Below are 24,285 nucleotides of genomic sequence, written 5' to 3' on the forward strand. Positions count from 1 at the left end.
CACCGCCTCCTTCTCGCTAGCCGGCGTCCGGCGTCGGCCCGTCGCCGGCGGACCCGACGACGCCGACGAGCACTCCCTCGGCGACCAGCAGCACAGGGGGAACACCGAGGACGACGACGGTGAACGGGTCGACGTCGAGCGTCTCGGTGACGACCGGTACGGCGAGGAGCGCCAGCACCCCGACCACCGCGGTGAGGCGTCGCGTGCGACGGGTGTCGCGCCCGCTGTCGAGTCGCGGGAGGACGCGTCGGAGCAGGCGCACCTCGGCGTAGGTGAGAGCGACGAAGGCGGCCAGCGCCCCGAGACTGGCCAGGTTGAAGTAGAGCGTCCGCGGGATGCCGCGGCCGACGAGCACCATCGGGAGTTCGCCGCCGAGAACGTTGACGATGCCCGTCGCCAGCCAGCCGTTCAGCCAGCAGCAGAACAGCACCCACCCGAGGACGTAGGGACGTTCGACGGAGGTTCGGGCGAGCCAGGACATACCACTGAGCGTTCTCCCGAACGACAAGAAACCACCTGTTGCTGAGACGGAGATGTGAGTGACGTCCGGGGCGAGACGGAATCTGCAACGTCCGTGTTCATTGCCGCGGCACGCCTAGTAGCGTCGATTCTCCGTGACCCCGACGACAGCATCGAGTACCCAGCCAGGCGACGACTCCTCGACGGACCCGACGGCCGCCACCGTCGCGCGACTGGTCGAACGTGCCGCCGACGCGCTCGCCGGACTGGCCGACGAGCGCCGTGACGACGGCCTCCTCGACGAACTGGTCGACGTCGTCGAGGAGCTCCTGCCGCTGCTCGAGACGGTGGACCCGGCGACAGTCCTCGACGCCGTGGACGTCGAGCGCCTCCCGACGCTCGTCGACCCGGCGGGGTTGCTCGAGGCGCTGACGACGGGCGACTACCGCTCGGCTATCGCCTACGAGCACCTCTCCGACGTCGTCGACGCTCCCCGGGTGGTCGAGTCGACGGACGTCCGCGAGGGCTGGCGGCGGAGCCGCGACCTGGGCGACGAGGTGGCGGACGTGACCGACGCGCTCTCGGGGGACGACGGCGACGACGCCGCGTCCGAGGCGGAGCGCGACGACTCCAGCGAGGCCGAGGCGACCAACGACGCCGCGGAGCACGAGGCCGCCGTCGAGGTGGCGGCCTCGCTCTCCGAGACGGACGAGGGGCGGCAACTCGTCGTCCAGAAGACGGTGAGCAGTGCCGTCGCCGAGGTCCGCTCGGACATCCTCGATGCGCGCGACCGTATCGCCGCCACCGTCGAGGACCACGAGGCCCGGACCGGTCGCGTCGACCGCCCGACCTCCCGGAACCCCTCGGCGTTCTCGACGCTCCCGAGGTCCGGGCCACCCGCGGGGACCGCGGCGTTCTCGACGGTCCCGATGGAGACCCGATACTCGGACGCGCCGAACTTCGAGCGTATCTACGGGCGGCGCTTCGAGCGGGAGCGCGAGGAGTGACGCGCGGCCGGTCGGCCGTCTCCCTCGCTCACCCGCCGGAGACGGGCGGGAACATCGCCAGTTCGTCGTCCGCCTCCAGCGTCGTCTCGTAGCCCTCGCCCTCGACGAACGGGTCGGTCGAGTTCCGGAGGACGCGGACGTGGTCGTGGAGCGTCCCGTCGTCGTCGGTGACCTGCTCGCGGAGTTCGGGGTGGCGGTCGAACAGGGCGTCGAGGGCGTCGCGGAGCGTCGCCCCCGGTTCCACGTCGACCTCCGTCTCGCGTTCGCCCGCCGTCTCGGCGAGGTTGGCGAACAGCTTCCAGCGCATACCCGGACTACTCGGTCCGGGCTGAAGAACCTACTCAGTCGTCGCAGGCGACGGCGTCGCGACGCCGTCGGTCGACTCCAGTTTCCGGAGGACGTCCGGCCGGGCGACGACGAACAGCGACTCGCCAGCGCCGACGGTCCGCGACCGGTCGGGGAGCGTCGTCACGGCTCCGTCGCCCGCCCGGACGGCGACGACGGCGGCGGGGAGCGACCCGACAGTGCGCCCGACGAGCGCGCTCCCCTCGGCGACGGCGAGGACGGCCAGCGTCTCCTCGGCCGCGCGGAACAGCGCGGCGAACTCGCGGTCGACCCGCACCTGCGACGGGAGCGTGACGAGCCGGTAGCTCGTCTCGCCGTCGAGCGCGTCGGCGTCTGCGTCGTCCAGCGCGACTGTCGCCACGTCGCCCGCGACGTCCCGGAGTTCGCCGGTCACGACGTGTTCGGGCGGGTCCCACACCTGGACCAGGTCGCCCGCGCTCGCCGCGCTCGACGGGTCGGCGCGAATCGCGACGGCGGCCTGTCCCGGCGGGAGCGTCGGCCCGATGCCCGCCGCGCGGCCGCCGAGCGCGAGGTACTCCACGGTGCCGTCGGGCGTCAGGTCGACGTCGACGTGGCCCACCTCGTAGTCGCTCTTGAGTCGCTCGACCAGCCGGTGGCGCAGTTCCTCTACGGTGAGCCGTCGCGGGAAGCCGAACGAGGTGCCTTCGAGGCGCGTCTTCGTCTCCGGGGGTACCCGGTCGTGGTTGGGAATGTCGTCGATGCTCTGCGGGAGCGTGACCGATATCTGGCGGCCGACGGCTCGGACGATGTCGCGTGCGTCGGGCGCGTCGTCGAACACCGCGCGAGCGATGCGGTCGCCCGCCCGGCCAGCGAGGAAGGCGACGAGCGTCGCCGCGAGGAACGTCCCGACGTTGAGGAGCACTGCATCGACGACGATATCCCCCGCTTCGGTCATCGCCTCGCCGAGCGCAGCCTTCGTGTTCAGACCGATGGCGGCGACGCTGATTCCGGCGAGTATCGAGAGACCGTCCGGCACCTGCGACCGGGCGTACCAGCGGTAGACGCCGCCGACGGCACCGGCGACCACCGCACAGGCGAGGACGAGACTGGCGAGCAGGACCAGCTGGACGACGTCGTCGGCGAGCGCCTGCAACTGGGCCTGAGCGAGCGGAGCGACCCCTCCGACGAGCGAAGTCGGGTTGATCACGACACGACCTCTCCGAACTGGGTGAGCGCCGACCCGGTCCCCACGGCGTACAGTTCGTCGCCCGCCGCAAGCGTGGTCTCGCCCTCGGGAGCGAACTGCCAGCGACCGTCGTGGCGGACCGCGAGCACTTCCACGTCGTAGCGCTCGCGGACGCCCGCGTCGGCGAGCGACGCGCCAGCGAGGTCCCCGCCCACGGCGAATCGACGGACGCGCCGACCGGCGCGACGGAACAGCGAGAGGAGTTCGAACTCGCGGCGCTCGCCGCGGGCGGTGACGACGAGCGACGGTCGCTCCGCGGTCAGCAGCGTCGTCGCGTCGCTCCGGGCGACGGCGAGCGTCACCCGACCCTCGCCGCCGACCGCCTCGACCGAACGAGGCGTCGAGGGTGGGGACTCGTCCGTGGCTTCGTCGGGCGTCGCGTCGGCCGTATCGTCGTCTCCGTTCGTCCCGTGGTCGTCCGACGGTACCGGCGCGAGGGGGACGCCGAGCACCGTCGCCTCGACGCTCCCGTCCCCGGTCCGAACGCGGACCTCGTCGCCCGGTGCCAGCCCGGAGGGGACGAGCGTGTCGACGCTGACGGCTCGCATCCCGTCCGGGACGCGCTTCGAGAGGCCCGACAGCGGCGGCGCGGCGGCGACGCTCGCCCGGCCGCGTTCGTCGAGCGCGACGGTGACCTCCGCGAGGTCGAACTCGGCGCGCAGGCGGTCGGCGAACCGCGTCTCCAGTTCCCCGACCGGGAGGTCCGCGGGCAGTGTGGTCGCGAAGTCGGCCACCCGCGCCCGGAGGTCGGCACCGAGCGGCGGGTAGCCCTCGATGTCGTCGACGGTCCCGCGGACCCGAACGCGGGCGTCGCCGCCGACGCGTTCGACGAGGTCCGAGGAGAGCGTCCGGTCGCGGAGCGCCCGGAGGGAGACGCGTCGCGGGAACGTCGCGGCCATCTCGTCGCCCTTGGCGTGGGCGTAGAGGGTCATCATCACGATGACGACGATGGCGACGGCGATGCGCTCGCCACCGGCGAGCACGCTCGCGTCAGAGAGCGCGAGCAACCCGCCCTGCACGCCCGCGACGGCGAGGCCGAGGACCACCACCGCGAAGCCGGGGATGGTGATGCCGGTGAAGTAGCGCACGGTGAACCCGAGCACCCACGAGATGAGCGCCGGGATGACGCCCGTGAGCAGCCCGAGATAGAGACCCACGAGGAGTTCGACTGGGAGCGCTGCCATGCACGGCCCTTGGAACCGGACGGCAAAGCGTTGACGAACCACGAGGAGAGGGTCGGTGAAGGGGACGGCTTTTGTCCTCGAACCACCAGACGGAGGTATGGCCGACGAACGAGGGATCGGGTCACGGCTGTTCCGGGTCCGGTTCGCCCTGTTGCTGGTGACCGTCACCGCCGTCATCTCGTTCGTCACGGGACTGGCCGCCATCGGCCTGGAGGCTCTCGACCTGGGGGTGGCGCTCGCGGGTGTGGTCCCGCAGGCGGTGAAGACGACCGTCGCCTTCACAGCCGTCCTGACGGGGTTCCTCCTCCTCGTGACGGCGTACCTGCTCCGCCACCGGTTCGAGGCGGGCTGGTACACGGCGTTGCTGTTGCTCCCGCTGTCGGCACTGCAGGGCGTGTTGCTGGTGAGCGCGTACTCGGTACCGCTCGTCGTGCTCTCGCTCGCGGCGATTCCGGGCGTCTACTTCAACCGCTCGGCGTTCGACCGCCAGGACTGGCTGACGACGAGCCAGCAGGCCGCCCTGGGCGCTCTCGTCGGGAGCCTCGCCTACGGCACCGCCGGGGCCTGGTTCCTGCGCGAGCAGTTCGTACGGGGTGCCATCGACGCTCCCGTCGACGCGTTCTACTTCGCCGTCGTCACGGCGAGCACCGTCGGCTACGGCGACGTGACGCCCGTCCCGGGGTCGAACGTCGCCCGCCTGTTCACGCTCACGTACCTCGTCGTCGGCATCGCCAGTTTCACCGCCGCCCTCGGGACCCTGCTCGGTCCCGCCATCGAAGCCCGCTTCGCCAGCGCCCTCGGCACCATGACCGACTCATCACTCGAACTGCTGGACGACCACGTCATCGTGGTCGGCTTCAGCGACCTGACCGAACCCATCGTATCGGAACTCGACCGCCAGGAGATACCGTTCGTCGTCATCACGCGCCACCCCGAACGCGCCAGCGCGCTCCGGGAACGCGACATCGACGTCTACACCGGCGACCCGAGCAGCGACGAACCGCTCCACGCCGTCGGAATCGAGCGCGCTCGGGCGCTCATCACCGCCACCGAGGACGACGCACAGGACGCCCTCGCCGTGCTCACCGCGCGGGAGCTCAACCCGGACGTCCGCATCGTCGCGGCCGCGACGGACGCGGACAACCAGCGGAAACTGAAGCGCGCCGGTGCGGACACCGTCATCAGTCCGGCCGTCCTCGGCGGCCACCTGCTGGCGCTGTCGGCGTCGGGGAGTATCGACACCGAGCAGATCGCGGCGCGCGTGCTCCGGGAGTAGGTTCGCAACGACGCGGCCCGCCGTCTCGACGGTGCTCGCTCACCGGCCCGCGCCCGACGGCCCGCACTCCACGTCGATGACGGCGTCGACAGCCATCGCCAGCCCTGTCGAGTAGTCGTCCGTCGTGCCGACGGTCCGCGCGGTTCGCCACCGACCGTCGCGCTCGCGGTGCACCTCCACGACGTAGCGCGTGCCGTTCGACCCGTCGTACGGGACCATCGCCACCTCGACCGCTCCGGTGGTCCGCACCAGCCTGAGTTCGACTCGTCCGTCCGACCCGCGTAGCGTCAGCGCCTCCCACCGGAACTCCATGTCGGCGTTCTCGCCGCTCGGACAATCAATAGCAGTGAACGTTCCGTCAGTTCGACAGGTGAAACGGTCTGCAACGGGCCGGGACCGGCGTGAAGTCGGTGGGACGGACCGCCCGACGGTCAGTACTTGAAGTTGCGGTCGACGATGACGACGTCGGCGTCGAGGTCCCGGACCCGTTCGAAGGTGGGGCGGGAGATGAACCGGGAGGCTGCAGAGCGCTCCTGGCTCGCGCCGATGATGACGAGGTCGTAACTCGGGGCGTTCGACTCCAGGAACTGCGCGATGTCCGACCGGGAGATGCGGGTCTCGACCGCCGCACTGACGGTCTCGACCAGGTCTCGGAGCATCGTCTCGGCCTCGCGGCGACTCTCCTCGCTCTCGATGCAGTGACAGACCGCGACCCGGCCCGTGCGACCGGAGAGGCGAGCGGCGAAGTCGAGCATCTCGTGGGCGACGTCGCCCGCCTTCCGGACGGGGACCATCACGTGGTTCCACCGCGTCCGGCCGTCGCACGACCGGTGGACGAGGACGTCGACGTCGCCTCTGAACAGTTCGCGGATGTACGGCGAGAGCGACACGCCCTCGGTCTCGTACGACGCGGCGATGAGGTCGCAGTTGGTGTCGTGTGCGGTCCGCAATATCGTCGACGCCGGGTTCGCCCCCTCGCTGGCGACGACCACCTCGCAGGGGACGCCCACCCGCGTCCGAATCGCCGAGGCCCGCGCTTCGAGGTCCGTCGCGGCGCGGGCGGCGACTCGCTGTTCAGGGTCCTCGGAGTCGCTCTCCTGCCCGCCGTCGGTCGCGACCGTCTCGTCGCCCCGCTCGGCCGACTCTCGCTCGGCGTCGGCCACCGCCTCGTCGGTGACGAGGTCCAGCAGGACGACCTTCCCCGCGTCGTGGGCGGCCGCGAGTCGCGCCCCGAGCATCGCCGTCGCGTCCGTGTGTGGACCGCGCATCGGGACGAGGACGTGGTCGTCGCCCTTCGTCGACTGGTAGAGGTACTGGGCGCGTTCGGCGTACACCTCCCGTCGCCAGAGGACGAACGCGCCCGCGACGACCATCGAGGAGAGCGCGATACTCAGCACGTACAGCACCCGCGACCCCGGCGCGCCGTTCGTAACGAGGATGAGCAGTGCCGAGGAGAACGCCGGTGGCACCTCGACGTCGAGCGCCCACGTCACCGCCCCGGTGAGGAACACCGCGAGGGCGGCGCTCCCGGCGTGGACGGACATCTGACTCTCCGGGTAGAACAGGGCTCCCGCGTGGAAGGCGACCAGTCCGCAGACGGCTCCGAGCGTCAGCCCCACGACGAACTTGACCGGCGAGGAGTGCTTCCCGGTCGGGTCGGCGAACAGCGCGTACGTCCCCGACGCCAGCGGCGGGAACAGGAAGAACGAGAACTGCGCGATGGCGTTCGACAGACCGGTGACCAGCGCCAGCAACAGCGGAACGAAGACGAGCGCGGAGACGTGGATGAGGTTGCGGGTCGTCTCCAGCCACACCCGGAGTTCGCGCAACTCCCGTCGCTCGCGGCGGTGAATCCGCCGCAGGACGTCACGTACCCCCTCGCCGCGCATGCTCTGAGTGCAACGGGCGTCGGGTATGTGCGTTTCGTTCCCCGGAGGGAGGTCACGACCCGAACACGTATGCCGGACGACACGAACGTGGGCGCATGCGTACCCTCCACGCCCTGCTGGTCTGCTGTTGCCTGCTCGCTGGCTGTGTCTCGGGAGTCGGCTCTCCAGAGACAGCGCCGGTGGCCGAGACCGCGAACGGGTCGGTGTACACGGCCGATTCCGGTGGCTCCGTCTCCGCGTCGGCGTCCTTCGAGGCCGTCCGCGAGCTCAGAGTCGCTCCCGCGAACGTCTCGGCCTGGCCCGGCGACCACGACGCCGTCACGGTCGAGTCGTCGTCGTTCTCGCCCCGGCAGTCCGCACAGGTCGACACGCTGCCGCCGTACCACCTCTGGGACGCCCCGACCGACGTGGACGCGACGTTCCGGTTCGACATCTCCGAGTCGGCCGCTCCGGGCGACTACCGGTTCACGGTCACGGCGTGGGACGACGGGAACCACAGCCACGAGAGCGGGACGACCGAGACGGTCGTGATACGCGTCACGGAGGACGAGAGCCCCCGAGAAATGGGCGCTACGGCTACAGTTCGGTAGTCGCCGTCAGCGCGATGTCGATGGCGCGTTCGACGTTGTTCTTCGCCTTCTCGGGCAGCTCTTCGCCCTCCGTCTCGCCCTTCTGGGTCCCTTCGACGAGGTTACCGTCGACGGTGCAGATGGCACCCGCACGGAGGCCCTTCCGCCGGGCGAGGGTGAACACGGTCGCCGCCTCCATCTCGACGGAGAGGATGCCCGCGTCCTCCCAGTCGGTCACGTACTCGTCGGTCTCGGCGTAGAACGCGTCGTCGGAGGCGATTGGGCCGACGTGGACCTCCTCGTCGTTGTTCTCGGCGGATTCGACCAGCGACGTGAGGACGTCGTAGTCCGGGACGGCGGGGTACTCGACGGACTCGTAGCGCTTGCTCGTCCCCTCGTTCTTCGCCGCGCCCGTGGCGACGACCATGTCGCCGATCTCGATGTCCGACTGGAGCGCCCCGGTCGTCCCGACGCGGATGAACGTCTCCACGCCCACGCGCGATAGTTCTTCGACCGCGATGCCCGCGGAGGGACAGCCGATGCCGGTCGAGCAGATGGTCAGTTCGCGCCCCTCGAACTCGGCGTTGACGAGTTTGTACTCGCGGTTCTCGGCGACGGTCTCGACGTTCTCGCAGTGGCCGGCGATGCGGTCGACGCGACCCGGGTCGCCGGGGATGAGTGCGATATCGTTCACGTCGCCCTCCTCGGCGAGGATGTGGGGCTGTTTGGCCATGTCCGGGACTCTCCGGCGGGGCTGAAAAGTACGACGGCTTCCCGTAGCGACTCAGTCGAACGACTCCCGGAGCCGTCTGAGTTCCGTGGGCGAGTCGACACAGACCGTCGCTCGGTCGTCCTCGTCGCCGACGAGCACCACGTCGAACCCGAGTTCGAGCGCCGGTTCGAGGTCGCCTTCCACGCTGTCGCCGACGACGACGTACCGGTCGGCGGGGAGCGTCTCTGCCGCGAGTCGGAGCAGCGCCGGGTCCGGTTTGAACGCTCGCGTCTCGACGGGTGAGACGAGCAGGTCGACGCTCGACGACAGGCCCGCGTGGTCGAGTTTCCGGCGCTGGACCGGGCCGTGACCGCCGGTCACGACGCCGACCGGGTGGCGCTCGGCGAGCGTCGCTAGCGTCTCGCGAACACCGTCGGGGACGGACATCGCGGCTATCTCCGCCCGGAGGAGGTGGGCGGTGAGTCGCTCCGGGTCGACCGAGAGGTCGTGCGTCGCGACGACGTCGCGCATCGCCGCGAGGAACGGGTCGGGGTGGAACGACGCGGAGCGCTCGCGAATCGCCTCGCCGAACGTCGCCAGCAGGTCGTCGCTCGCGGCGAGTCCGTAGTCGGCACAGACGCCGTGGAAGATGCCCGCCGGTTTCGGGTCGTAGGTGACGAGGGTCTCGTCGAGGTCGAACAGGTACCCTCGGTCGGTGGGGGTCACTGCAGGTGCGCCGTCGCGTTCTCGTGGTACTCCTCTGTTCGCGTCGAACTGCCGTCTCCGCTCGGTGTTCGCGTCATCCCCGATGCTCGAACGGTGGTTCGCCGTCGGTGGTGATAACGATACGCCCACGGAACGCAGGTGGTACAAGTTCGACTCAGGCCAGCAGGAGCGAGAACAGCGGGACGAACGCCCAGAGCGAGAGGACGTAGACGGCGACGGAGAGCGCCCACGACCGACGGACCGTCGGGGCGACGGCGCGCTTCCCGCCGCCGAACCGGGGCAGGACGTACAGCGCGAAGAAGCCGTAGAGGAAGAGGCCGGTCACGAGGCCAGCGAGGAGGTGTGGCACGAGCGGAATCTCGGCGAACGTGGCGACCGGCGGGAGGAGTGTATCGAGTAGCAGGGCGACGACCGCGTAGACGACGCCAGCGAGGATGCCCGCGGTGTAGTGGACCGCCCGCGCCTGTCGCCCCTGTAGCGTCGCGGGCGGTCTGTCGTAGAGGACGCCCGCGGCGACGAGCGACGGCGTCGTTCCCTCCTCCAGTCGGCTCATCGGGAGGTCCATGACCAGCGCCGCGAAGAACCCCCCGAGCATCGCGACGGGAATCCAGCGCGTGACCGCGACGACCAGCGGAAGTGTCGCCACACCCGTCATCGGAGGAACGAGAGGCCGCCGTCGAGCACGAACGGGTGAGTGGCGACGAGCGGCCGGACGGCCGCGGCCAGCGGTTCGAAGGTGACGACGAGCGATTCGGCGGCGGGCTGGGTCGGCGAGATGCTGAAGAGGATGATGTTGTGCGCGCCGGGGCCGAGACCGACCGCGGCGATGGCCGCCAGCAGCAGGTAGCCCTCGGTCGGTTCGTCCTCGACGTATCCGGCGATGAGCGCGATGACGACCAGCGCGAGCGTTATCTTGAGCAGGACGAACAGCCACGCGGTGCCGAGCAGCGGTTCGGTCGGGAGGCCCTCGCCCAGCGAGATGACGACCGCCGACAGCGGCGTCTGCTCGCCGAACCCGAGCTGGTCGACGCCGACGGCCGTCGAGATGCCGTCGAGAGTGTGGGCGAACACGACGAGCAAGCCAGCCAGGCCGGTGGTCCGTTGGGCATCCTTCGCGACCTGGCCGAGCAGCACCCACGCGACCATCGTCAGGACGACGGCGACGACGAGGCCGAGCCCCGGCCAGAGGAGGTGGAGTTCGGTCGTCGTGAGGCCGACGACCAGCGCGATGCCGACGACGGCCAGCAGCAGGCCACTGCCGAGGACGGCGATGACCATCGTGGCGAGTTCGGGACCACTGGCGAGCGACGACAGCCCCCAGACGAACCCGAGCAGTCCGAAGACGGTCAGGTAGACGATGGGCGAACTGAAGAACGGTGCCACGACGTCCGGAATCACGTCGACCTGGTACAGCGCGTAGAGACCGGCCCCGACGACCATCCACGGCGTGAGCGCGAGCACCGTCCCCTCGCGGACGACCGGGCGCGCGAGCGCGAGCGCCAGAACGGCGACCGCCACCAACCCGGCGACGACGACGAGATACTGGACGTCGGGCAGTGCGAATCCCGACGGCAGGAGCTGGAACATATCAACTACTGTGAGTACTACCCCGAAAGGTTTACTAATCGCTTTTGTGCGCCGAGTCGCACGTGGGGGTATGGACTACGAGGAGTTCGCCGCCAGCATCGACCACACGGTCCTCGGCCCGGAGACGACCCTCGACGACGTCCGGCGGGTCGTCGACGATGCCGAGGAGTACGGCATGAACGTCTGTATCCCGCCGTGTTACGTCGCCGACATCGAGACGGACGTCACCGTCGCCACCGTCGTCGGGTTCCCCCACGGCCAGCACGCTACGGGCGCGAAACACGACGAGGCCGAACGCGCGTGGCGCGACGGGACCGACGAACTCGACATGGTCGTCAACGTCGGGCGACTGAAGGCCGGTGACGACGACGCCGTCCGGGCAGATATCGAGGAGGTCGTCGCCGCGACGCCCTGCCCGGTGAAGGTCATCGTCGAGACGGCGCTGCTGACCGACGACGAGAAACACCGCGCGTGTCGGGCCGCCGCGGACGCCGACGCCGATATGGTCAAGACCTCGACAGGCTTCGCGGAAGGAGGGGCGACCGTCGAGGACGTGGAACTGATGAGCGAGTACCTCCCGGTGAAGGCGTCGGGTGGCGTCGGGAGCTACGAGGAGGCGATGGCGATGCTCGACGCGGGTGCGGTCCGCATCGGCGCGTCGTCGGGCACGGAGATAGCGGGCGGGCACCCGGACGCGTAGGTCGTCCCGTCACGCGGGGTGCTCACTCCGACGGTGACGACGCGGTCGACTCCGACGGCCCCGGTTCGACGGCGACTACCTCCGCACCGTTCTCCAGGACCACCGGGACGTAGAGGACGCCGTCACCGGCCGAGATGTCGGGCGTGACGTGCCCGCCGAGGTCCATCTTGAACCTGACTGTCCCCCCACCGTCTGCCGGGTCCAGCGCGTAGAGTGCGTCGCCGCCGACGTACACCGTGTCGCCGACGGCGGCGGGTGACCCCGTGCCGTCACCGACGTCGAACGACCAGTACTCCTCGCCCGACTCGGTGTCGAACGCCCGGAGCGTGGACCCGTTGACGCTGTAGACGTAGTTGTCCGTGTACGCGATACCGTGACGGCCCGCCGCCTGGTCTGCGCTCCACTCGACGGCACCGGTGAGCGGTTCCAGCGCGTAGAGCGTCCCGCTGTCGTCGCCGACGTAGGCGAAGTCCCGACCGAGCGTCGGCGGGGTGGAGAACCGCGCGGAGAGGTCCTCGTGGACCCCTACCTCGCCACCGGCCCCCAGCGAGTAGACCCCGCCGGTGCCCGTCGCGACGAACGGTGACGCACCGACAGCCCCCAGCGCGGGATACGAGACCCGACCGACCAGTCGCCGCGACCAGTTCACCGACCCGTCCTCGGCGGAGACGACGTGGACCGTCTCCCGTTCGCCGACCGTGAGGTACTCGCCCTGGACCGTCGCCGGCATCGTCAGCGGGCCGTCGAACGAGCGCGACCACCGCTGCTCGCCGGTCTCGGCGTCGAGCGCCTGGAGGACGTCGTCGGCGACGGTGTAGACGGTTCCGTCGGACACCGACGGCTTGCCCCGCGGCGTCTCCCCGGCGAGTTCCCACTCCGTCTCGCCGCTCGTGGCGTCGACGACCATCAGACGGTCGGTCTCCGTGACGTAGACTCGCCCGTCGCTCACCGTCGGGGCGCGGAGCCCGCTCTGCCCGACCCCACGCCGCCAGCGGACGGACGGCTCCTCGCGCGGAGCGCTCCCCCCGTAGTCCCACCGCGTGTTCGCCGCGTCGAACCCCTCGCTCGACCACTCGCCGTCGCTGGCGAAGACGTGGCGGTCGGGTTCCGGGGGCGGCCCCTCGGTCGAAGGTCGACTGTACTCGGGTCGGTCGTCGCCGCCGAAGCCGAGACACCCCGCGAGCGCGGTCACGCCCGTGGTTCCCGCGAGCGCGAGGAATCGTCGCCTGGACGGCGTTCTGGAGGGCATGTACAGATGCCTTTCAGTCTCGACGAAAAAGTACTCTCCCTTGCGCACCGACGGCCGACGCCGAGTCGCGCAGCACGCCGAGCACTCCCGAAGGAGTCGGAACGCGGCGCTCGGCGAGTCCAGCGACGCGGTCTGACGGGCGTCGTCCGACGGGTGTGGGTGCCTCGTCGTCGCTCGCGACCGTCGGCGGAACGTCGCGTTTTTGGCCGCGCGGACCACATCCCCGACAGCGATGGCCCGCTACCACATCGAAACCTACGGGTGTACCGCCAACCGTGGCGAGAGTCGCCACATCGAGGCGGCCCTCCGCGACGGCGGTCACCACCGCGCGTCCGGTCCCGAGGAGGCCGACGTCGCCATCCTCAACACCTGCACGGTGGTCGAGAAGACGGAGCGTAACATGCTGACGCGGGCCAAGGAACTGGAGCAGGAGACGAGGGACCTCATCGTCACCGGCTGTATGGCGCTCGCGCAGGGCGAGGAGTTCCGCGACGCGGGCATCGACGCCCAGGTCGTCCACTGGGACGACGTGCCGAGCGCCGCGCTCAACGGCGAGTGTCCGACGCTGACGCCCGACACCGAACCCATCCTCGACGGCGTCGTCGGCATCCTCCCCATCGCCCGTGGCTGTATGAGCGACTGTTCGTACTGCATCACGAAGCAGGCGACGGGCAGGATAGACAGCCCGCCCGTCTCCGAGAACGTCGAGAAGGCTCGCGCGCTCGTCCACGCGGGCGCGAAGGAGATACGTGTCACCGGGCAGGACACCGGCGTCTACGGCTGGGACACGGGCGAGCGCAGACTCCACACGCTGCTCGACCGCATCTGCGACATCGACGGCGAGTTCCGGGTGCGCGTGGGCATGGCGAACCCGAAGGGCGTCCACGGCATCCGCGAGGAACTCGCCGCGGTGTTCGCCGAGAACGAGAAGCTCTACAACTTCCTGCACATCCCCGTCCAGTCGGGGAGCGACGACGTGCTGGGCGACATGCGCCGCCAGCACCAGGTCCGGGAGTTCGAGGAGGTGGTCGAGACGTTCGACCGCCACCTCGACCACTGGACCTGCTCGACGGACTTCATCGTCGGCTTCCCCACCGAGACGGACGACGACCACCGACGGAGCCTCGACCTGTTCGAGCGGGTCCGCCCGGAGAAGGTGAACGTCACGCGCTTCTCGAAGCGCCCCGGCACCGACGCGGCCGACATGAAAGGACTCGGCGGGACGCTGAAGAAGGAGCGCTCGAAGGAGATGGTCGAGTTGAAGATGGACCTCCTGCGTGACGTCCACGAGTCGATGGTCGGGGAGCGCCACGAGGTGCTCTGCGTCGAGCAGGGGACGGGCGACTCGGTGAAGTGCTACGACGAGGCCTACCGGCAGGTCATCGTCACGAACGCCGAGGAACGCGGCGTCGAGCCGGGCGACCTGCTCGACGTCGAAGTGACGAGCGCGGAGACGGTGTACTGCTTCGGCGAGCCGTTGTAAGAGGCACGTCGTCGACCGCGCCGGTCGGCGGGCGGCAGTTCCCAGTCTACCGGTGTCGAGTCTATCGCTGCCGAGTTCGTCGCTCCCGAGCCCGGCTCCGTGGGGCGGTGGACTTTTACATTAAAAATTTCTGACATCTGCGCGCGAACACGCTCGGACGCTCGACTACGCACTGCGCCTGGCACCGTGTCACGCTCTACCGTCCCCCGTGCGACGTGAACGCATCAGGCGTGAGAAACGTCCGGTAAAGCGACTATTTTACTCTACGCAACGGCCAACGTCCCCCTCTCGTAAGGTGAATCGATGAGTCCCCAACGACGTGACTTTCTGAAACTCGGTAGTGTTGCAGCGGCGACCGCGGTCGCAGGCTGTACTGGCATCATGGGCGGCGACGAGAACGACACCGACGAGACGGAGACTGCCGGCGGTGGCGGCAACGTCTCGACGGAGGGTCGGAACCAGTCGCTCGACGAGTTCGAGACGACCGAGGTCGGGAAGGACGTCTCCGTCGACGGCACGTCCATCGCCGTCAGCGAACCGGCGGTGCGCGCCTCCCTGCTCTATCAGACCGAGGACGCCAAAGACCTCGCGTTCAGTACCGGGAGCCACTACCTCCTCGCCCACGTGGACGCCGGCGAAGGTGGGCCGGCGGCCGACGCCTTCAAACTCGTCACCGGGTCGCTCGGCAACTACCCGGCGACGGACCCGACGAACGGGAACCCGATGGCGGAGTACGGACAGAAGTACGACCCCGAGAACGACGCGACGAGCGGCTGGGTCGGGTTCACGATTCCCGGCGGCGTCACGCTGTCGTCGGCCGCCATCGTCGTCGACGGTAGCCGGAGCGGCTGGCGACTCGCCGACGAGACGGTCGCCGCACTGGCCGAGCCCGTCCCCGCGCTCTCGCTCGACGACGTCGACGCTCCCGAGAGCGTCGCGCCCGGCGAGCCGTTCGAGGTGACGGCGACGTTCGTGAACGACACCGGAACCGACGGGACGCTCCGCGGCCTCGTCGAGCAGTCGGTCGCCGAGCCGGCCGTCGAATCGTTCAGCCTCGACGTCGCCGCCGGGGAGAGCGCCGAGTACACGACCGAACTCACCGCGCCCGACGACAACGGTGAGATGACGTTCACCGTGCGGACGACCGGCGGCAAGCAGGCGACGACGGTCACCGTCGGCTCCGGTCCGAGCAACTCGACGAGCACCACGACCAACTGAACCGGACGCGAGCGGTCGCGCCGCGCCGGCCACCGTTCTCCGTTCTCTCTCGATATCGGCATGGAGTCGGGAGTGACGACCATCGCCCCCGAGACGGTCCGCCTCCGTCAATCGCTGCCGGGTCGGCGGCCGGCGAGTCAGCACCGGGCGTGTCGGCGACCGTCGAGTCGGCGACCGCCGGACTACCGACGGTCCGCGTCCGGTCGCCGTGGTCCGGACTCGCGGGCCGGGATACGTCCGTCGTCGTCCTCCTTCCACTCGCCGAGTTCGCGCGGGTCGAGGTGGACGAACACGTCGTCCACTTCGTCGATGGCGCGAATCGCCCTGACGACGTCCGTCTCGATGTCGTGGGCCTCCCGGACGGTCCGGTCGCCCTCGATCTCCAGGTGGAGGCTCACGTCGACCTCGGGGCCGACGTGGTGGGCGACGACGTCGTGGACGCCCCGGACTTCGGGATGCGTGAGCGCCCGCGCGACGATTTCGTCGCGGAGGTCGGAGTCGGGAGCCTCCCCCACCAGGTAGCCGACGTTGTCCCGACCGATCTCGTACCCCGTGTAGAGGATGCCGAGGGCGACCACGCCACCAGCCAGTGGGTCGAGGACGGGGTAGCCGAGCGCGCTTCCGGCGACCCCCGCCAGTGCAGCGACGGCGGTGAGGATGTCCGCGCGATTGTCGAGCGCCGTCGCCCGGAGCGCGGGCGAGTTGAAGTCCTCGGCCATCCGCGAGCAGTACCGGAAGAGGAGGTACTTCACGACGGCGCTCCCGGCGAGGACGCCAGCGGCGACCGGTCCCGCGACGGCGGCCCCGCCGGCGAGCGCCGACTGGGCGGCTTGCCACAGCACGCCGACGCCCGCGGCGCCGATGCCGACGGCGACGACGAGGGAGACGAACGGCTCGATGCGCTCGTGGCCGTGCGGGTGGGTGTCGTCCGCTGGCTGGGTCGTCAGGTAGAGGCCACCGACGACGACGATGCTGTAGGCCGTGTCGGCGAGACTGTTGACCGCCTCGCCGCCGACGGCGAGGCTGCCCGTCGAGAGGTAGACCGCGCCTTTCGCCAGCGCGAGCACGAGGTTGGCACCGAGGACGAGCAGACCGACCCGCCTGAGTGCCGAAACGCGGTCCATACGACTCGTTAGATGCTCCGCGATAAAGGCGCTGTGGGCTGTGTGCCCCGAACTCTCGGGTTAGCCACGTCGAAACCTCGGGCGAACCCGGATGCCCACGGAGGGTCCACTGAGGAGGGGCGACGTCTCAGCGGACACGGACCGCGCCCGTCTCGCTCTCCTCGGCGTCCTCCTGGTCGGCGAACGCCTCGTGGAGTCGGTCGTAGGTGTCCTCGATGGCCTCGACGATGACCTTCGTCTCGCCGATGACGGGCATGAAGTTCGTGTCGCCGCCCCACCGCGGGACGACGTGGGTGTGGAGGTGGTCGTCGATGGACCCGCCGGCGGCCCCGCCGAGGTTCAGACCGGCGTTGAACGCCTGTGGCGAGAGCGCGGCGTCTATCGCGTCGAACGTCCGCTGTTTGAGGCGGGCGTGGTCGAGCAGTTGCTCGTCCGAGAGGTCGCGGTAGTCGCCGCCGTGGTCGTACGGGATGACCATCGCGTGGCCGGGGTTGTACGGGTAGTTGTTGAGCAGGACGAACGCGTGGTCGCTCCGGGCGACGATGCGGTGCTCGCGGTCGGCGTCGAGGTCCGGGAGCGCGCAGAACGGACAGTCGTGGTCCGGAGCGTCGCCCTCACCGCCGCGTTCGACCCACTCGATACGCCACGGCGCGAACAGTTGGTCCATACGACACTCCCCGATTTGGGGCATCCTAAGCGTGTCCGTCGGCCACGCGGACCCGCTTGCCCCCAGTTTACCTGTTGTGGCTGCAATCCACTAAACCGGCCTGAAACGGTCTGCTAAACAGTTGTGAACGGTTCCACCGGATTCGGGGTATTTCGGCGGAAAATCGCACGACTGCGGACGGTTGCATCGCTGAACGACGCCCAACGGTTTACCCCCTTTATATTATCGTGGTCGATAGCGGTGAACGATGGCAGCGACACAGAACAGTCGGAACGACATGACCGAGGACTGCCCGGAGTGTAGCGCCGAAACCGCCCATTCGGTCTCGCTCCAGATTCGCACCGAGAGCACGAAGGCTGAGAACGCCCAGTTCTCGCGCGAACCCTACCGCGTCGCCACGTGTCTCGTCTGTGGTCACGAGACGACGCTGCGCATGAACAACGCCTGAAGAACTCTCCTCGCCCACGTTCGAACACCTCCCGTCAATCGTCGGTCCGTTCTCCACCGACGCTCGACTCGCCTCTCGCTGGCGTTCGGTCCGTCTCTCCACTGCCGTTCGGTACACGCCACGAACTGCTCGTCGCCTCCCCAGCGACGGGTGACTGCGTCGCGGCAGCCCATCACCTCCGCGACCTGTGGTGCTGCTACAGACAGTCGCTTCGCTCGCGGGGCCAGTCGCAGTCGGAGAGTGCGAGAGACGACGGGAACTCGTCGTGACTAGCGGGACCGGGTCGTCACTTCACAGCCGTCCTCGGTGACGATGACGGTGTGTTCCTTCTGACTGACGAGGCGGCCCTCCTCCTCCTGCAGGACGGGGTAGCCGTGGACGACGCCCTGCTGTTTGAGGCGGCGGAGCGCCATCTCCGCGCGGTCGGTGTCCAGCCATCGCGTCGCGAACGGGAGCGTGCGGAACTCCTCGGTGACCTGCTCGATGACCTGGCGAGCCTGCCGGTTGCGGACGCTGCGCTCGTGTTCGAGCGCGAAGATCTCCTCCGTCGCTCCCTCGCCGACCTTCCCGCTCCCGTCGGTGGCGAACGGCTCGATGGCGACCACGTCGCCCGCTTCGAGTTCGACGCCCGTTTCGACGGCCCGGTTCGGGATGTTCGGCGGCGTGTGCTGCTGCCAGTGGCCGAGGCCGTGGCCGGTGAGGTTGACGACCGGGTTGAAGCCGTAGCCGTCGATGGTCTCCTCGATGGCCGCGCCTAGCTCGCCCGTGTGGACGCCCGGTTCGACGAGTTCGAGGGCGGCGTCGAGCGCCTCCTCGCTGGCGGCCGCGAGGTCGTCGTTGCCCGACAGGTCCACGGTGATGGCGGTGTCGGCGAGCCAGCCGTCGACGTGCACGCCGATGTCGAGGTTCACCATCTCCTCGCCGAACTCGGCGTCGTCGTCGATGCTCGGCGTGGCGTGGGCCGCCTCGTGGTCGATGCTGATGTTGACGGGGAACGCCGGCTTGCCACCCAGTTCGCGGATGCGCTCTTCTGCCCACTCCGCGACCTCCAGGTGCTTCACCCCGACGTCGACTCGGTCGGCGGCCTCGTCGCGGACCTCGGCGAGAATCTCGCCCGCCTCGCGGTGTTGCTCGTACTGTTCGTCCGTGAGGTCTACGCTCATACTCGGCGTAATCCGCACCGCGGGAAAGAGGTTGTGCTGTCGGCCGCGAGCGTCGGTTCTCGACTCGTCAGGACGATCAGTGGTCGTCGGGCCACGAACTGGCCTACCGACACGACCTTTTTGACTGCTCGCCCGCGCAGTACCGACGATGGACCGACTCCCGCCGTTCGACGCCCTCCGGGCGGACGACGCCGTCACGGTCGCCGAGTCGACTGCCACTCACGCCTCCGACGAGTTCGACTACTGGACGCGACTGGACGGCATCCTCGTCCTCGGCGTCCTCGACACCGACGGGAACGTCCTGCTGATGGACAGCAGCCACGGCTGGCGACTCCCGTTCGTGGCCGTCGAGGGCTCCGACTGGGCGTCGGTCGCCCGAACGAGCGCCGAGGCACTTACCGGCGTCGAGGTGACCGTCGAGAGCGTCGAACGAGTCGAATGCGTCGAGCACCGACCGGACGATAGCGCGGACCGGGTAGATAGCGTCACGCGGACGGTCACCCACGACGTCGTGGTGCGAACGACGCCGGTCGCCGAGGGGTCGCTCGCCGCGACGCCTCGGCTCCCCGACTGGGGGGAACTCACCGTCGACTGGTTCGGCGCGGTGCCCGACGACGCCTACCGAGACCACGACGAGACAGTGGCCGACATCGAGCGGATGCTGGACTGAGATGGGGCCGACTACTACCGCGAACTGACTACTCTTCGCTGGCTCCGCTCCCGTCGTCCTCGTCGTCACTCCCGTGAGCGTACCGGGCGGTCTGCATCGCGTCGGAGTTGAACGCGCTTCCGGCCCGTCCCTCGGCGTCCATCACGACGACGCCCGCGTCGCTGCCCGTGATGTCCTCGAACTCCTCGATGGCGAGTTCGGCGGCCTCCTGCGGGTCCCGGCCGAGTTCGAGGTGGTCGACGGCGCGGCGGGCGAGCGTGACGCGGACGATATCCTCGCCCGAGCCAGTGGAACTCGCCCCACCCGCGTGCGTGCAGAAGAACCCCGACCCGACCTGCGGGACGTCGCCGACCCGGCCGGCGAGCGCCCGCCAGCGCCCGCCCGTCGAGGTGAGCGCGGCGACCGTCTCGCCGTCGGTGGCGACCGCACCCACGGTGTCCGATTCGTGGTGGGCGTCTCGCCCCTCGTTCGACGAGTCGCCCTCCGGTGCGCCGCCGAAGTCCTCCCTGAGCCACTCCAGCTGGGAGCGGACGTCGTCGTTCGCGGGCGGGTCCTCGTCGGCCCACTGCTCGCGGGTGCGTTCGCTCCACAGGTCGACGCCCACGGGAACGTCGTAGGCGTCGGCGAGGTCGACGGCGTGGACGCCCGCGACGCAGACGTGGGGCGTCTCCTCCATGACGAGGCGGGCCACCTCGCTGGCGTGTTCGACGCCGGGCATCGAACTCGCCGCGCCGACCGACCGGTCGCTGGTCATCACGCCCGCGTCGGTGCGGACGACGCCGTCGGACTGGACCGACCCGCCGACGCCCGCGTTGAACCGCGGCGACGATTCGAGGACCCGGACCGTCTCCACGACGGCGTCGAGTGGCGTCGCTGCCGTCCGACCCGCGTCGACGGCCTCGTCGAGGACCGCCTGTCGCGGGACCGGTTCGTCTACCGGTCCACCCGCGCCGCCGTGTGCGATGACGTACATGGAGTCGGTGGCGTTCGGAGGGGCTTAACGTCTGGCGACTCGCTTCGCAGTGGCCCATTTCTTCGACGGTCCGCGTGGAATACTCCAATCGAGACCATTCAGTATAGAAGGTGGCTCCTAACGGGCCGAAAGTCGCGCATAGCTAACCCTCGTCTCGTTGCGCTCTCGGACGAATGACACGGAAGAAACGCCACGGCAGGCGCACGTTCCTCAAACTCGCTGGTGCGGGCGTCGCAGCGGCGAGCGTCGGGGCCGGGAGCGGTGCAGCGTTCGCCGCGCCAGGCGAGACGCAGAACGGGTGGACCGAGTACGAGAGTCCAACCAGCAAGACGCTCATGGGCGTCGTCCAGACGGTCGAAGGCCCGTACGCGGTCGGCGGAGCGGGCGACGTGCTCGCCCGCCGACCCGACGGGTGGGAACTCGTCCTCGACCGCGGGCCGACCGTCCAGTCGAACGGCCTCCGGGCCGTCGCCGTCACCAACGACGGGCGGAATATATGGTTCTCGGGTGGGTCAGGCGTCGTCGGCCAGTACGACGTCGTCGACGAGCGACTGACCGACTACTCCGCACCGGGCGGGAAGACCTCGACGTGGGAGGGGGTCGCCGTCACCGGCGCGGCCGGGAGCGAGACGGTCCACCTCACGAACGGCTCCGGTGAGTACCTGAAGGGGACGAAGAACGCCGAGGGCGGCGTCGACTGGGACGACGCCATCAAACCGGGCGGTGGCTCCACCGCCACGGCCGTCGCCTTCCTCGACGCGTCGACCGGCTACATCTGCGACACCAACGGCAAGGTGTACGAGACGACCGACGGCGGCGACTCCTGGGCCGAAATCGGCATCGGGTCCGGCGGCGCGGGCGTCGCGCTGTACGACGTCGCACCCGTCGCGCCCGACCTGCTGTTCGTCAGCGGCGGGAACGGCTACGTCTACCGCTACGACGGGACGCGCTGGACCCCCGAGAAGCCCGGCGCGAACGCCATCTACTCCGTCGACCACGACGGCACCGACGGCCTCGCGGCGGGGTCGGGCGGCGTCGTCTACGAGTACGGCACCGCGGGCTGGACGCAGGTCCAGACGCCGACGACGAAAGCGCTGCGCGGCGTCGCGCTCGACACCACCGGCCAGTTCCCCGACGCGGCGGTCGGCTCCTCGGGGTCGGTCGTCGAGCGCGGGGAGTACACGAAGCCGCTGCCGAACAGTATCGCCATCACCACCTCCGCCAGCGAGGAGACGGGCTACCGCCTCGCCGTCGACGGCGCGGTCGAGACGGGCGACGACGTGGAGAGCGGCGACTCGTTGACGAGCAACCTCGGCACGCCCGACGTGGTGACCGGCACCGTCGGGGGGACCGACGCCAGCGACACCTACGCCTACTCCGGCGAGATACTCGACTTCGAGATCACGAGCGGCACCCCGGCGAACGTCGACCTGACGGTCAACGGCACGCCGACCGAGATTCGAGAGTTGCGCGACCGGCCGTGGCGGGTGGTCGAGTCGCCGACGGGGCAGACGCTGAACGCCGTCGTCCAGGCGACCGAAGGGCCGTACGCCGTCGGCGCGGGCGGCAACGTCCTCGCGCGTCGTCCCGACGGCTGGGCGTTCGTCGTCGAGTACGGTCCGCTCGCGCGGAGCAACACGCTCACCTGCGCGGGCGTCTCCGACGACGGCCGCGACGTCTGGTTCGCGGGTGGCTCCGGCGTCATCGGCCAGTACGACACGGTCGACGAGACGCTGACGAACTACTCCCAGCCGATGGGCAAGACCTCGACGTGGGAGGGCATCGCCGTCACCGGGACGACCGACGACGACGTCGTCCACCTCGTCAACGGCTCCGGCGAGTACCTGCGTGGCACACGCCAGTCGAGCGGTGCGATGCAGTGGAGCGACGTCGTCAAACCCGGCGGCGGCTCCTCGGCGAAGGGCATCTCGTTCCTGAACCGCTCGACGGGCTACATCGTCGACACGAACAGCAAGGTGTACGAGACGACCGACGGCGGCGACTCCTGGTCGACCATCGGCATCCCCGGCGGCTCGGCGGGGCTGTACGACGTCGACGCGCAGGCCGAGGACCGCATCGTCGTGACGGCGGGCGACGGCACGCTCTACCGCTACAACGGCGCGGTCTGGACGAAGCTGTACGCCGGCGGGAAGGCGCTCTACGGCGTCGACCTGCAGGGCGACACCGGCTACGCCGTCGGCTCTTCGGGGGCGATCTACCAGCTCCGCGACGGGGGCTGGCAACCGGACGACTCGCCCACCTCGAAGGGCCTGCGGAGCGTCGCGCTCTCCGGCTCCGAGACCATCCCCGACGCCGCGGTCGGTGCGTCGGGCACCATCGTCGAACGACGGGGGTACGTCGCGGCGCTGCCCGGCTTCGACGCCGCGCCGACGGACCCTGACGGCGACGGCCACTACGAGGACCTGACCGGCGACGGCTCGTTCGGGCAGGCCGACGTGCAGGCGCTGTACGACCTGCTCGACGACCCGAACGTCTCGGTGAACACGCCCGTCTACGACTTCAACGGCGACGGAACCGTCGACGTGACCGACGTGCAGAAACTCAACTCCTGGCTCGACCAATGACGGACACACCATCACGGTTCGGACGCATCGGCATCGCACTACTCGCAGTCCTCGCGGTCGTCGCGGGCGGCACGGCGGTCACGGCGCAGGAGGCCGACGGCGGGCAACCGACCGTCGAACTCGTCGCGGCCGGTGGGGGGAGCGGTCCCGCCACCAGCTTCGACGTCGTGGCGTCGAACGTCAGCGGCGTCGGCGCGTACGAGTACACCGTCGGCGTCGCGGACGACGAGAACGCGACCATCACGCGGGTGACGCCCGGCGGCAACCCGCCGTCGTTCCTGACGACGGTCGAGTACAGTGATAACCGCACCTCGGCGTTCGTCCGCGTCGCGGGTGCCGACACGAACGACAGCGGTCCCGTCAGCATCGGCACCGTCGAGTTCTCCGAGGCGGTCGAACGCGAGGACCTCTCGCTCACCGTCGCGGCGCTCGGCGACGAGCAGGGCGAGAGCTACGACGTCCGCGTCCCCGAGCCGTCGGAGTCGGCGTACTACCAGGTCGACTTCGTCGGCGGCGCGCCCATCGAGGAACTCGGCGAGAACGCGACCTACAGCGGCCAGGACCGCCTGCTGAAGTACCTCCACGGCTCGACCGAGGAGCCGGTTACTCGCGTCGGCGGGCCGTTCGCCGACGAGAACCTGACGCAGTGCGTCACCGTCGAGTCGTTCGACGTCGCGGACGACGAGGCGACCGTCGAGTTCACCGTCGCGGCGGGCTGTGACCTCGACCTCTCGCTGGTCAGCTACGAGAAGACCGGTCCCGGCTGGAACGCCTCGACCGCTAGCGAACAGGTGCTGTACGACGACGCGCAGGGCACCTTCGGCCCCGGTAACCACACCATGACGGTCGAACTGCCCGGCGACCCCGGAACCCCGGTGGGCGACGCGAGTGACGACTCGTCCACGGGGTCGTCCGACGAATCGACGACCGAATCGTCGGGCGACTCCTCGGCGGAGGCGTCGGCGAGCGCCGCCTCGCCAGTCCACGAGGTGCTGGCCTGAGTCGGCGAGCGGACCGACCCGAGACGAGCAGCTTTTTTCGCGC

At 69.7% G+C, this 24,285-nt stretch carries 25 protein-coding genes; 10 read left to right on the plus strand and 15 right to left on the minus strand.

Annotation, left to right across the window (positions count from 1 at the left end; genetic code table 11):
• Positions 1 to 16 precede the first annotated feature (16 nt).
• Positions 17 to 481, minus strand: coding sequence for a hypothetical protein (locus MX571_RS09685; RefSeq protein ID WP_247415954.1), 465 nt, complete (start codon positions 479 to 481; stop codon positions 17 to 19).
• Positions 482 to 614: 133 nt separating this feature from the next.
• Between MX571_RS09685 and MX571_RS09690 the strand changes: the two genes are divergently transcribed.
• On the plus strand, positions 615 to 1,466 hold the full coding sequence (locus tag MX571_RS09690) for a hypothetical protein (RefSeq protein WP_247415956.1): 852 nt from the start codon (positions 615 to 617) through the stop codon (positions 1,464 to 1,466).
• Positions 1,467 to 1,494: 28 nt separating this feature from the next.
• Here MX571_RS09690 and MX571_RS09695 read toward each other — a convergent pair whose 3' ends face one another.
• The 3 genes from MX571_RS09695 to MX571_RS09705 are packed head-to-tail and all read right to left on the minus strand — an operon-like array spanning position 1,495 to position 4,202.
• Positions 1,495 to 1,773: a ubiquitin-like small modifier protein 1 gene (locus tag MX571_RS09695; protein ID WP_247415958.1), complete on the minus strand. Its 279-nt coding sequence runs from the start codon at positions 1,771 to 1,773 to the stop codon at positions 1,495 to 1,497.
• Between the two features lie 30 nt (positions 1,774 to 1,803).
• The gene (locus tag MX571_RS09700) at positions 1,804 to 2,979 is read right to left on the minus strand and encodes a DUF8167 domain-containing protein (protein ID WP_247415961.1); all 1,176 of its coding nucleotides are present in this window, start codon (positions 2,977 to 2,979) and stop codon (positions 1,804 to 1,806) included.
• Positions 2,976 to 4,202, minus strand: a complete 1,227-nt coding sequence (locus MX571_RS09705; RefSeq protein ID WP_247415963.1) for a DUF8167 domain-containing protein — start codon at positions 4,200 to 4,202, stop codon at positions 2,976 to 2,978. Before MX571_RS09705 ends, MX571_RS09700 begins: the two co-directional genes overlap by 4 nt.
• A gap of 97 nt (positions 4,203 to 4,299) precedes the next feature.
• On the opposite strand from MX571_RS09705, the gene MX571_RS09710 reads away from it, so the two are divergent.
• Complete coding sequence (locus MX571_RS09710; protein ID WP_247415965.1) at positions 4,300 to 5,478, plus strand: NAD-binding protein; 1,179 nt, start codon at positions 4,300 to 4,302, stop codon at positions 5,476 to 5,478.
• Between the two features lie 39 nt (positions 5,479 to 5,517).
• Here MX571_RS09710 and MX571_RS09715 read toward each other — a convergent pair whose 3' ends face one another.
• Together MX571_RS09715 and MX571_RS09720 are read right to left on the minus strand one after the other, a co-directional pair.
• Entirely contained in the window at positions 5,518 to 5,790 is a 273-nt protein-coding gene (locus MX571_RS09715) for a hypothetical protein (RefSeq protein WP_247415968.1), read from the minus strand.
• Between the two features lie 119 nt (positions 5,791 to 5,909).
• Positions 5,910 to 7,367: an HPP family protein gene (locus MX571_RS09720; RefSeq protein WP_247415971.1), complete on the minus strand. Its 1,458-nt coding sequence runs from the start codon at positions 7,365 to 7,367 to the stop codon at positions 5,910 to 5,912.
• 95 nt (positions 7,368 to 7,462) lie between these two features.
• Here MX571_RS09720 and MX571_RS09725 point away from each other — a divergent pair, with 95 nt between their 5' ends.
• On the plus strand, positions 7,463 to 7,957 hold the full coding sequence (locus MX571_RS09725) for a COG1361 family protein (protein ID WP_247415973.1): 495 nt from the start codon (positions 7,463 to 7,465) through the stop codon (positions 7,955 to 7,957).
• Here the strand turns inward: MX571_RS09725 and MX571_RS09730 are convergent.
• The 4 genes from MX571_RS09730 to MX571_RS09745 all read right to left on the minus strand — a co-directional run bounded on the left by MX571_RS09730 (position 7,944) and on the right by MX571_RS09745 (position 10,961).
• The gene (locus MX571_RS09730; protein ID WP_247415975.1) at positions 7,944 to 8,669 is read right to left on the minus strand and encodes a guanosine phosphorylase; all 726 of its coding nucleotides are present in this window, start codon (positions 8,667 to 8,669) and stop codon (positions 7,944 to 7,946) included. The two genes, MX571_RS09725 and MX571_RS09730, sit on opposite strands and share 14 nt — an antisense overlap.
• A 51-nt stretch (positions 8,670 to 8,720) precedes the next feature.
• On the minus strand, positions 8,721 to 9,374 hold the full coding sequence (locus MX571_RS09735) for an HAD family hydrolase (RefSeq protein WP_247415977.1): 654 nt from the start codon (positions 9,372 to 9,374) through the stop codon (positions 8,721 to 8,723).
• Between the two features lie 154 nt (positions 9,375 to 9,528).
• Positions 9,529 to 10,020, minus strand: coding sequence for a hypothetical protein (locus MX571_RS09740; RefSeq protein WP_247415979.1), 492 nt, complete (start codon positions 10,018 to 10,020; stop codon positions 9,529 to 9,531).
• Positions 10,021 to 10,025: 5 nt separating this feature from the next.
• A complete protein-coding gene (locus tag MX571_RS09745; RefSeq protein ID WP_247415981.1) occupies positions 10,026 to 10,961 on the minus strand; it encodes a DUF63 family protein in 936 nt (311 codons plus the stop codon).
• Between the two features lie 70 nt (positions 10,962 to 11,031).
• Between MX571_RS09745 and deoC the strand changes: the two genes are divergently transcribed.
• Positions 11,032 to 11,661, plus strand: coding sequence for a deoxyribose-phosphate aldolase (gene deoC, locus MX571_RS09750; protein ID WP_247415983.1), 630 nt, complete (start codon positions 11,032 to 11,034; stop codon positions 11,659 to 11,661).
• A gap of 22 nt (positions 11,662 to 11,683) precedes the next feature.
• Here deoC and MX571_RS09755 read toward each other — a convergent pair whose 3' ends face one another.
• Positions 11,684 to 12,910, minus strand: a complete 1,227-nt coding sequence (locus MX571_RS09755; protein ID WP_247415985.1) for an outer membrane protein assembly factor BamB family protein — start codon at positions 12,908 to 12,910, stop codon at positions 11,684 to 11,686.
• A 232-nt stretch (positions 12,911 to 13,142) separates the two neighbouring features.
• On the opposite strand from MX571_RS09755, the gene MX571_RS09760 reads away from it, so the two are divergent.
• Both MX571_RS09760 and MX571_RS09765 read left to right on the plus strand, forming a co-directional pair.
• On the plus strand, positions 13,143 to 14,393 hold the full coding sequence (locus tag MX571_RS09760; protein ID WP_247415988.1) for a tRNA (N(6)-L-threonylcarbamoyladenosine(37)-C(2))-methylthiotransferase: 1,251 nt from the start codon (positions 13,143 to 13,145) through the stop codon (positions 14,391 to 14,393).
• Between the two features lie 303 nt (positions 14,394 to 14,696).
• Positions 14,697 to 15,611, plus strand: coding sequence for a twin-arginine translocation signal domain-containing protein (locus tag MX571_RS09765; protein WP_247415990.1), 915 nt, complete (start codon positions 14,697 to 14,699; stop codon positions 15,609 to 15,611).
• Between the two features lie 182 nt (positions 15,612 to 15,793).
• Here MX571_RS09765 and MX571_RS09770 read toward each other — a convergent pair whose 3' ends face one another.
• Both MX571_RS09770 and MX571_RS09775 read right to left on the minus strand, forming a co-directional pair.
• On the minus strand, positions 15,794 to 16,735 hold the full coding sequence (locus MX571_RS09770) for a cation diffusion facilitator family transporter (RefSeq protein WP_247415993.1): 942 nt from the start codon (positions 16,733 to 16,735) through the stop codon (positions 15,794 to 15,796).
• Positions 16,736 to 16,862: 127 nt separating this feature from the next.
• Entirely contained in the window at positions 16,863 to 17,402 is a 540-nt protein-coding gene (locus tag MX571_RS09775; RefSeq protein WP_247415995.1) for an HIT family protein, read from the minus strand.
• Between the two features lie 247 nt (positions 17,403 to 17,649).
• Between MX571_RS09775 and MX571_RS09780 the strand changes: the two genes are divergently transcribed.
• Entirely contained in the window at positions 17,650 to 17,850 is a 201-nt protein-coding gene (locus MX571_RS09780) for a DUF7835 family putative zinc beta-ribbon protein (RefSeq protein ID WP_247415998.1), read from the plus strand.
• A 269-nt stretch (positions 17,851 to 18,119) separates the two neighbouring features.
• Here the strand turns inward: MX571_RS09780 and map are convergent, their stop codons facing one another.
• Complete coding sequence (gene map / locus MX571_RS09785) at positions 18,120 to 19,013, minus strand: type II methionyl aminopeptidase (RefSeq protein ID WP_247416001.1); 894 nt, start codon at positions 19,011 to 19,013, stop codon at positions 18,120 to 18,122.
• Between the two features lie 148 nt (positions 19,014 to 19,161).
• Here map and MX571_RS09790 point away from each other — a divergent pair, with 148 nt between their 5' ends.
• Positions 19,162 to 19,683 (plus strand): hypothetical protein, encoded by a 522-nt coding sequence (locus tag MX571_RS09790; RefSeq protein ID WP_247416004.1) that lies wholly within the window; start codon positions 19,162 to 19,164, stop codon positions 19,681 to 19,683.
• 28 nt (positions 19,684 to 19,711) lie between these two features.
• Here the strand turns inward: MX571_RS09790 and MX571_RS09795 are convergent, their stop codons facing one another.
• On the minus strand, positions 19,712 to 20,656 hold the full coding sequence (locus tag MX571_RS09795; protein WP_247416006.1) for an isoaspartyl peptidase/L-asparaginase: 945 nt from the start codon (positions 20,654 to 20,656) through the stop codon (positions 19,712 to 19,714).
• 173 nt (positions 20,657 to 20,829) lie between these two features.
• Between MX571_RS09795 and MX571_RS09800 the strand changes: the two genes are divergently transcribed.
• Together MX571_RS09800 and MX571_RS09805 are read left to right on the plus strand one after the other, a co-directional pair.
• Positions 20,830 to 23,241 (plus strand): hypothetical protein, encoded by a 2,412-nt coding sequence (locus MX571_RS09800; RefSeq protein ID WP_247416009.1) that lies wholly within the window; start codon positions 20,830 to 20,832, stop codon positions 23,239 to 23,241.
• Positions 23,238 to 24,242, plus strand: coding sequence for a hypothetical protein (locus MX571_RS09805; RefSeq protein WP_247416012.1), 1,005 nt, complete (start codon positions 23,238 to 23,240; stop codon positions 24,240 to 24,242). Before MX571_RS09800 ends, MX571_RS09805 begins: the two co-directional genes overlap by 4 nt.
• Positions 24,243 to 24,285 lie beyond the last annotated feature (43 nt).

Source organism: Halomarina salina, assembly GCF_023074835.1.
GTDB classification, from domain to species: Archaea; Halobacteriota; Halobacteria; order Halobacteriales; family Haloarculaceae; genus Halomarina; species Halomarina salina.

Excerpts from the sequence above, each read along its gene's own strand:
- MX571_RS09710 (WP_247415965.1), top strand. The coding sequence starts at position 4,300 with ATGGCCGACGAACGAGGGATCGGGTCACGGCTGTTCCGGGTCCGGTTC.
- MX571_RS09800 (WP_247416009.1), top strand. The coding sequence starts at position 20,830 with ATGACACGGAAGAAACGCCACGGCAGGCGCACGTTCCTCAAACTCGCT.
- MX571_RS09725 (WP_247415973.1), top strand. The coding sequence starts at position 7,463 with ATGCGTACCCTCCACGCCCTGCTGGTCTGCTGTTGCCTGCTCGCTGGC.
- MX571_RS09790 (WP_247416004.1), top strand. The coding sequence starts at position 19,162 with ATGGACCGACTCCCGCCGTTCGACGCCCTCCGGGCGGACGACGCCGTC.
- MX571_RS09770 (WP_247415993.1), bottom strand. The coding sequence starts at position 16,735 with ATGGACCGCGTTTCGGCACTCAGGCGGGTCGGTCTGCTCGTCCTCGGT.
- map (WP_247416001.1), bottom strand. The coding sequence starts at position 19,013 with ATGAGCGTAGACCTCACGGACGAACAGTACGAGCAACACCGCGAGGCG.
- MX571_RS09695 (WP_247415958.1), bottom strand. The coding sequence starts at position 1,773 with ATGCGCTGGAAGCTGTTCGCCAACCTCGCCGAGACGGCGGGCGAACGC.
- deoC (WP_247415983.1), top strand. The coding sequence starts at position 11,032 with ATGGACTACGAGGAGTTCGCCGCCAGCATCGACCACACGGTCCTCGGC.
- MX571_RS09685 (WP_247415954.1), bottom strand. The coding sequence starts at position 481 with ATGTCCTGGCTCGCCCGAACCTCCGTCGAACGTCCCTACGTCCTCGGG.
- MX571_RS09780 (WP_247415998.1), top strand. The coding sequence starts at position 17,650 with ATGGCAGCGACACAGAACAGTCGGAACGACATGACCGAGGACTGCCCG.
- MX571_RS09765 (WP_247415990.1), top strand. The coding sequence starts at position 14,697 with ATGAGTCCCCAACGACGTGACTTTCTGAAACTCGGTAGTGTTGCAGCG.
- MX571_RS09730 (WP_247415975.1), bottom strand. The coding sequence starts at position 8,669 with ATGGCCAAACAGCCCCACATCCTCGCCGAGGAGGGCGACGTGAACGAT.
- MX571_RS09795 (WP_247416006.1), bottom strand. The coding sequence starts at position 20,656 with ATGTACGTCATCGCACACGGCGGCGCGGGTGGACCGGTAGACGAACCG.
- MX571_RS09760 (WP_247415988.1), top strand. The coding sequence starts at position 13,143 with ATGGCCCGCTACCACATCGAAACCTACGGGTGTACCGCCAACCGTGGC.
- MX571_RS09705 (WP_247415963.1), bottom strand. The coding sequence starts at position 4,202 with ATGGCAGCGCTCCCAGTCGAACTCCTCGTGGGTCTCTATCTCGGGCTG.
- MX571_RS09745 (WP_247415981.1), bottom strand. The coding sequence starts at position 10,961 with ATGTTCCAGCTCCTGCCGTCGGGATTCGCACTGCCCGACGTCCAGTAT.
- MX571_RS09715 (WP_247415968.1), bottom strand. The coding sequence starts at position 5,790 with ATGGAGTTCCGGTGGGAGGCGCTGACGCTACGCGGGTCGGACGGACGA.
- MX571_RS09775 (WP_247415995.1), bottom strand. The coding sequence starts at position 17,402 with ATGGACCAACTGTTCGCGCCGTGGCGTATCGAGTGGGTCGAACGCGGC.
- MX571_RS09805 (WP_247416012.1), top strand. The coding sequence starts at position 23,238 with ATGACGGACACACCATCACGGTTCGGACGCATCGGCATCGCACTACTC.
- MX571_RS09755 (WP_247415985.1), bottom strand. The coding sequence starts at position 12,910 with ATGCCCTCCAGAACGCCGTCCAGGCGACGATTCCTCGCGCTCGCGGGA.
- MX571_RS09720 (WP_247415971.1), bottom strand. The coding sequence starts at position 7,367 with ATGCGCGGCGAGGGGGTACGTGACGTCCTGCGGCGGATTCACCGCCGC.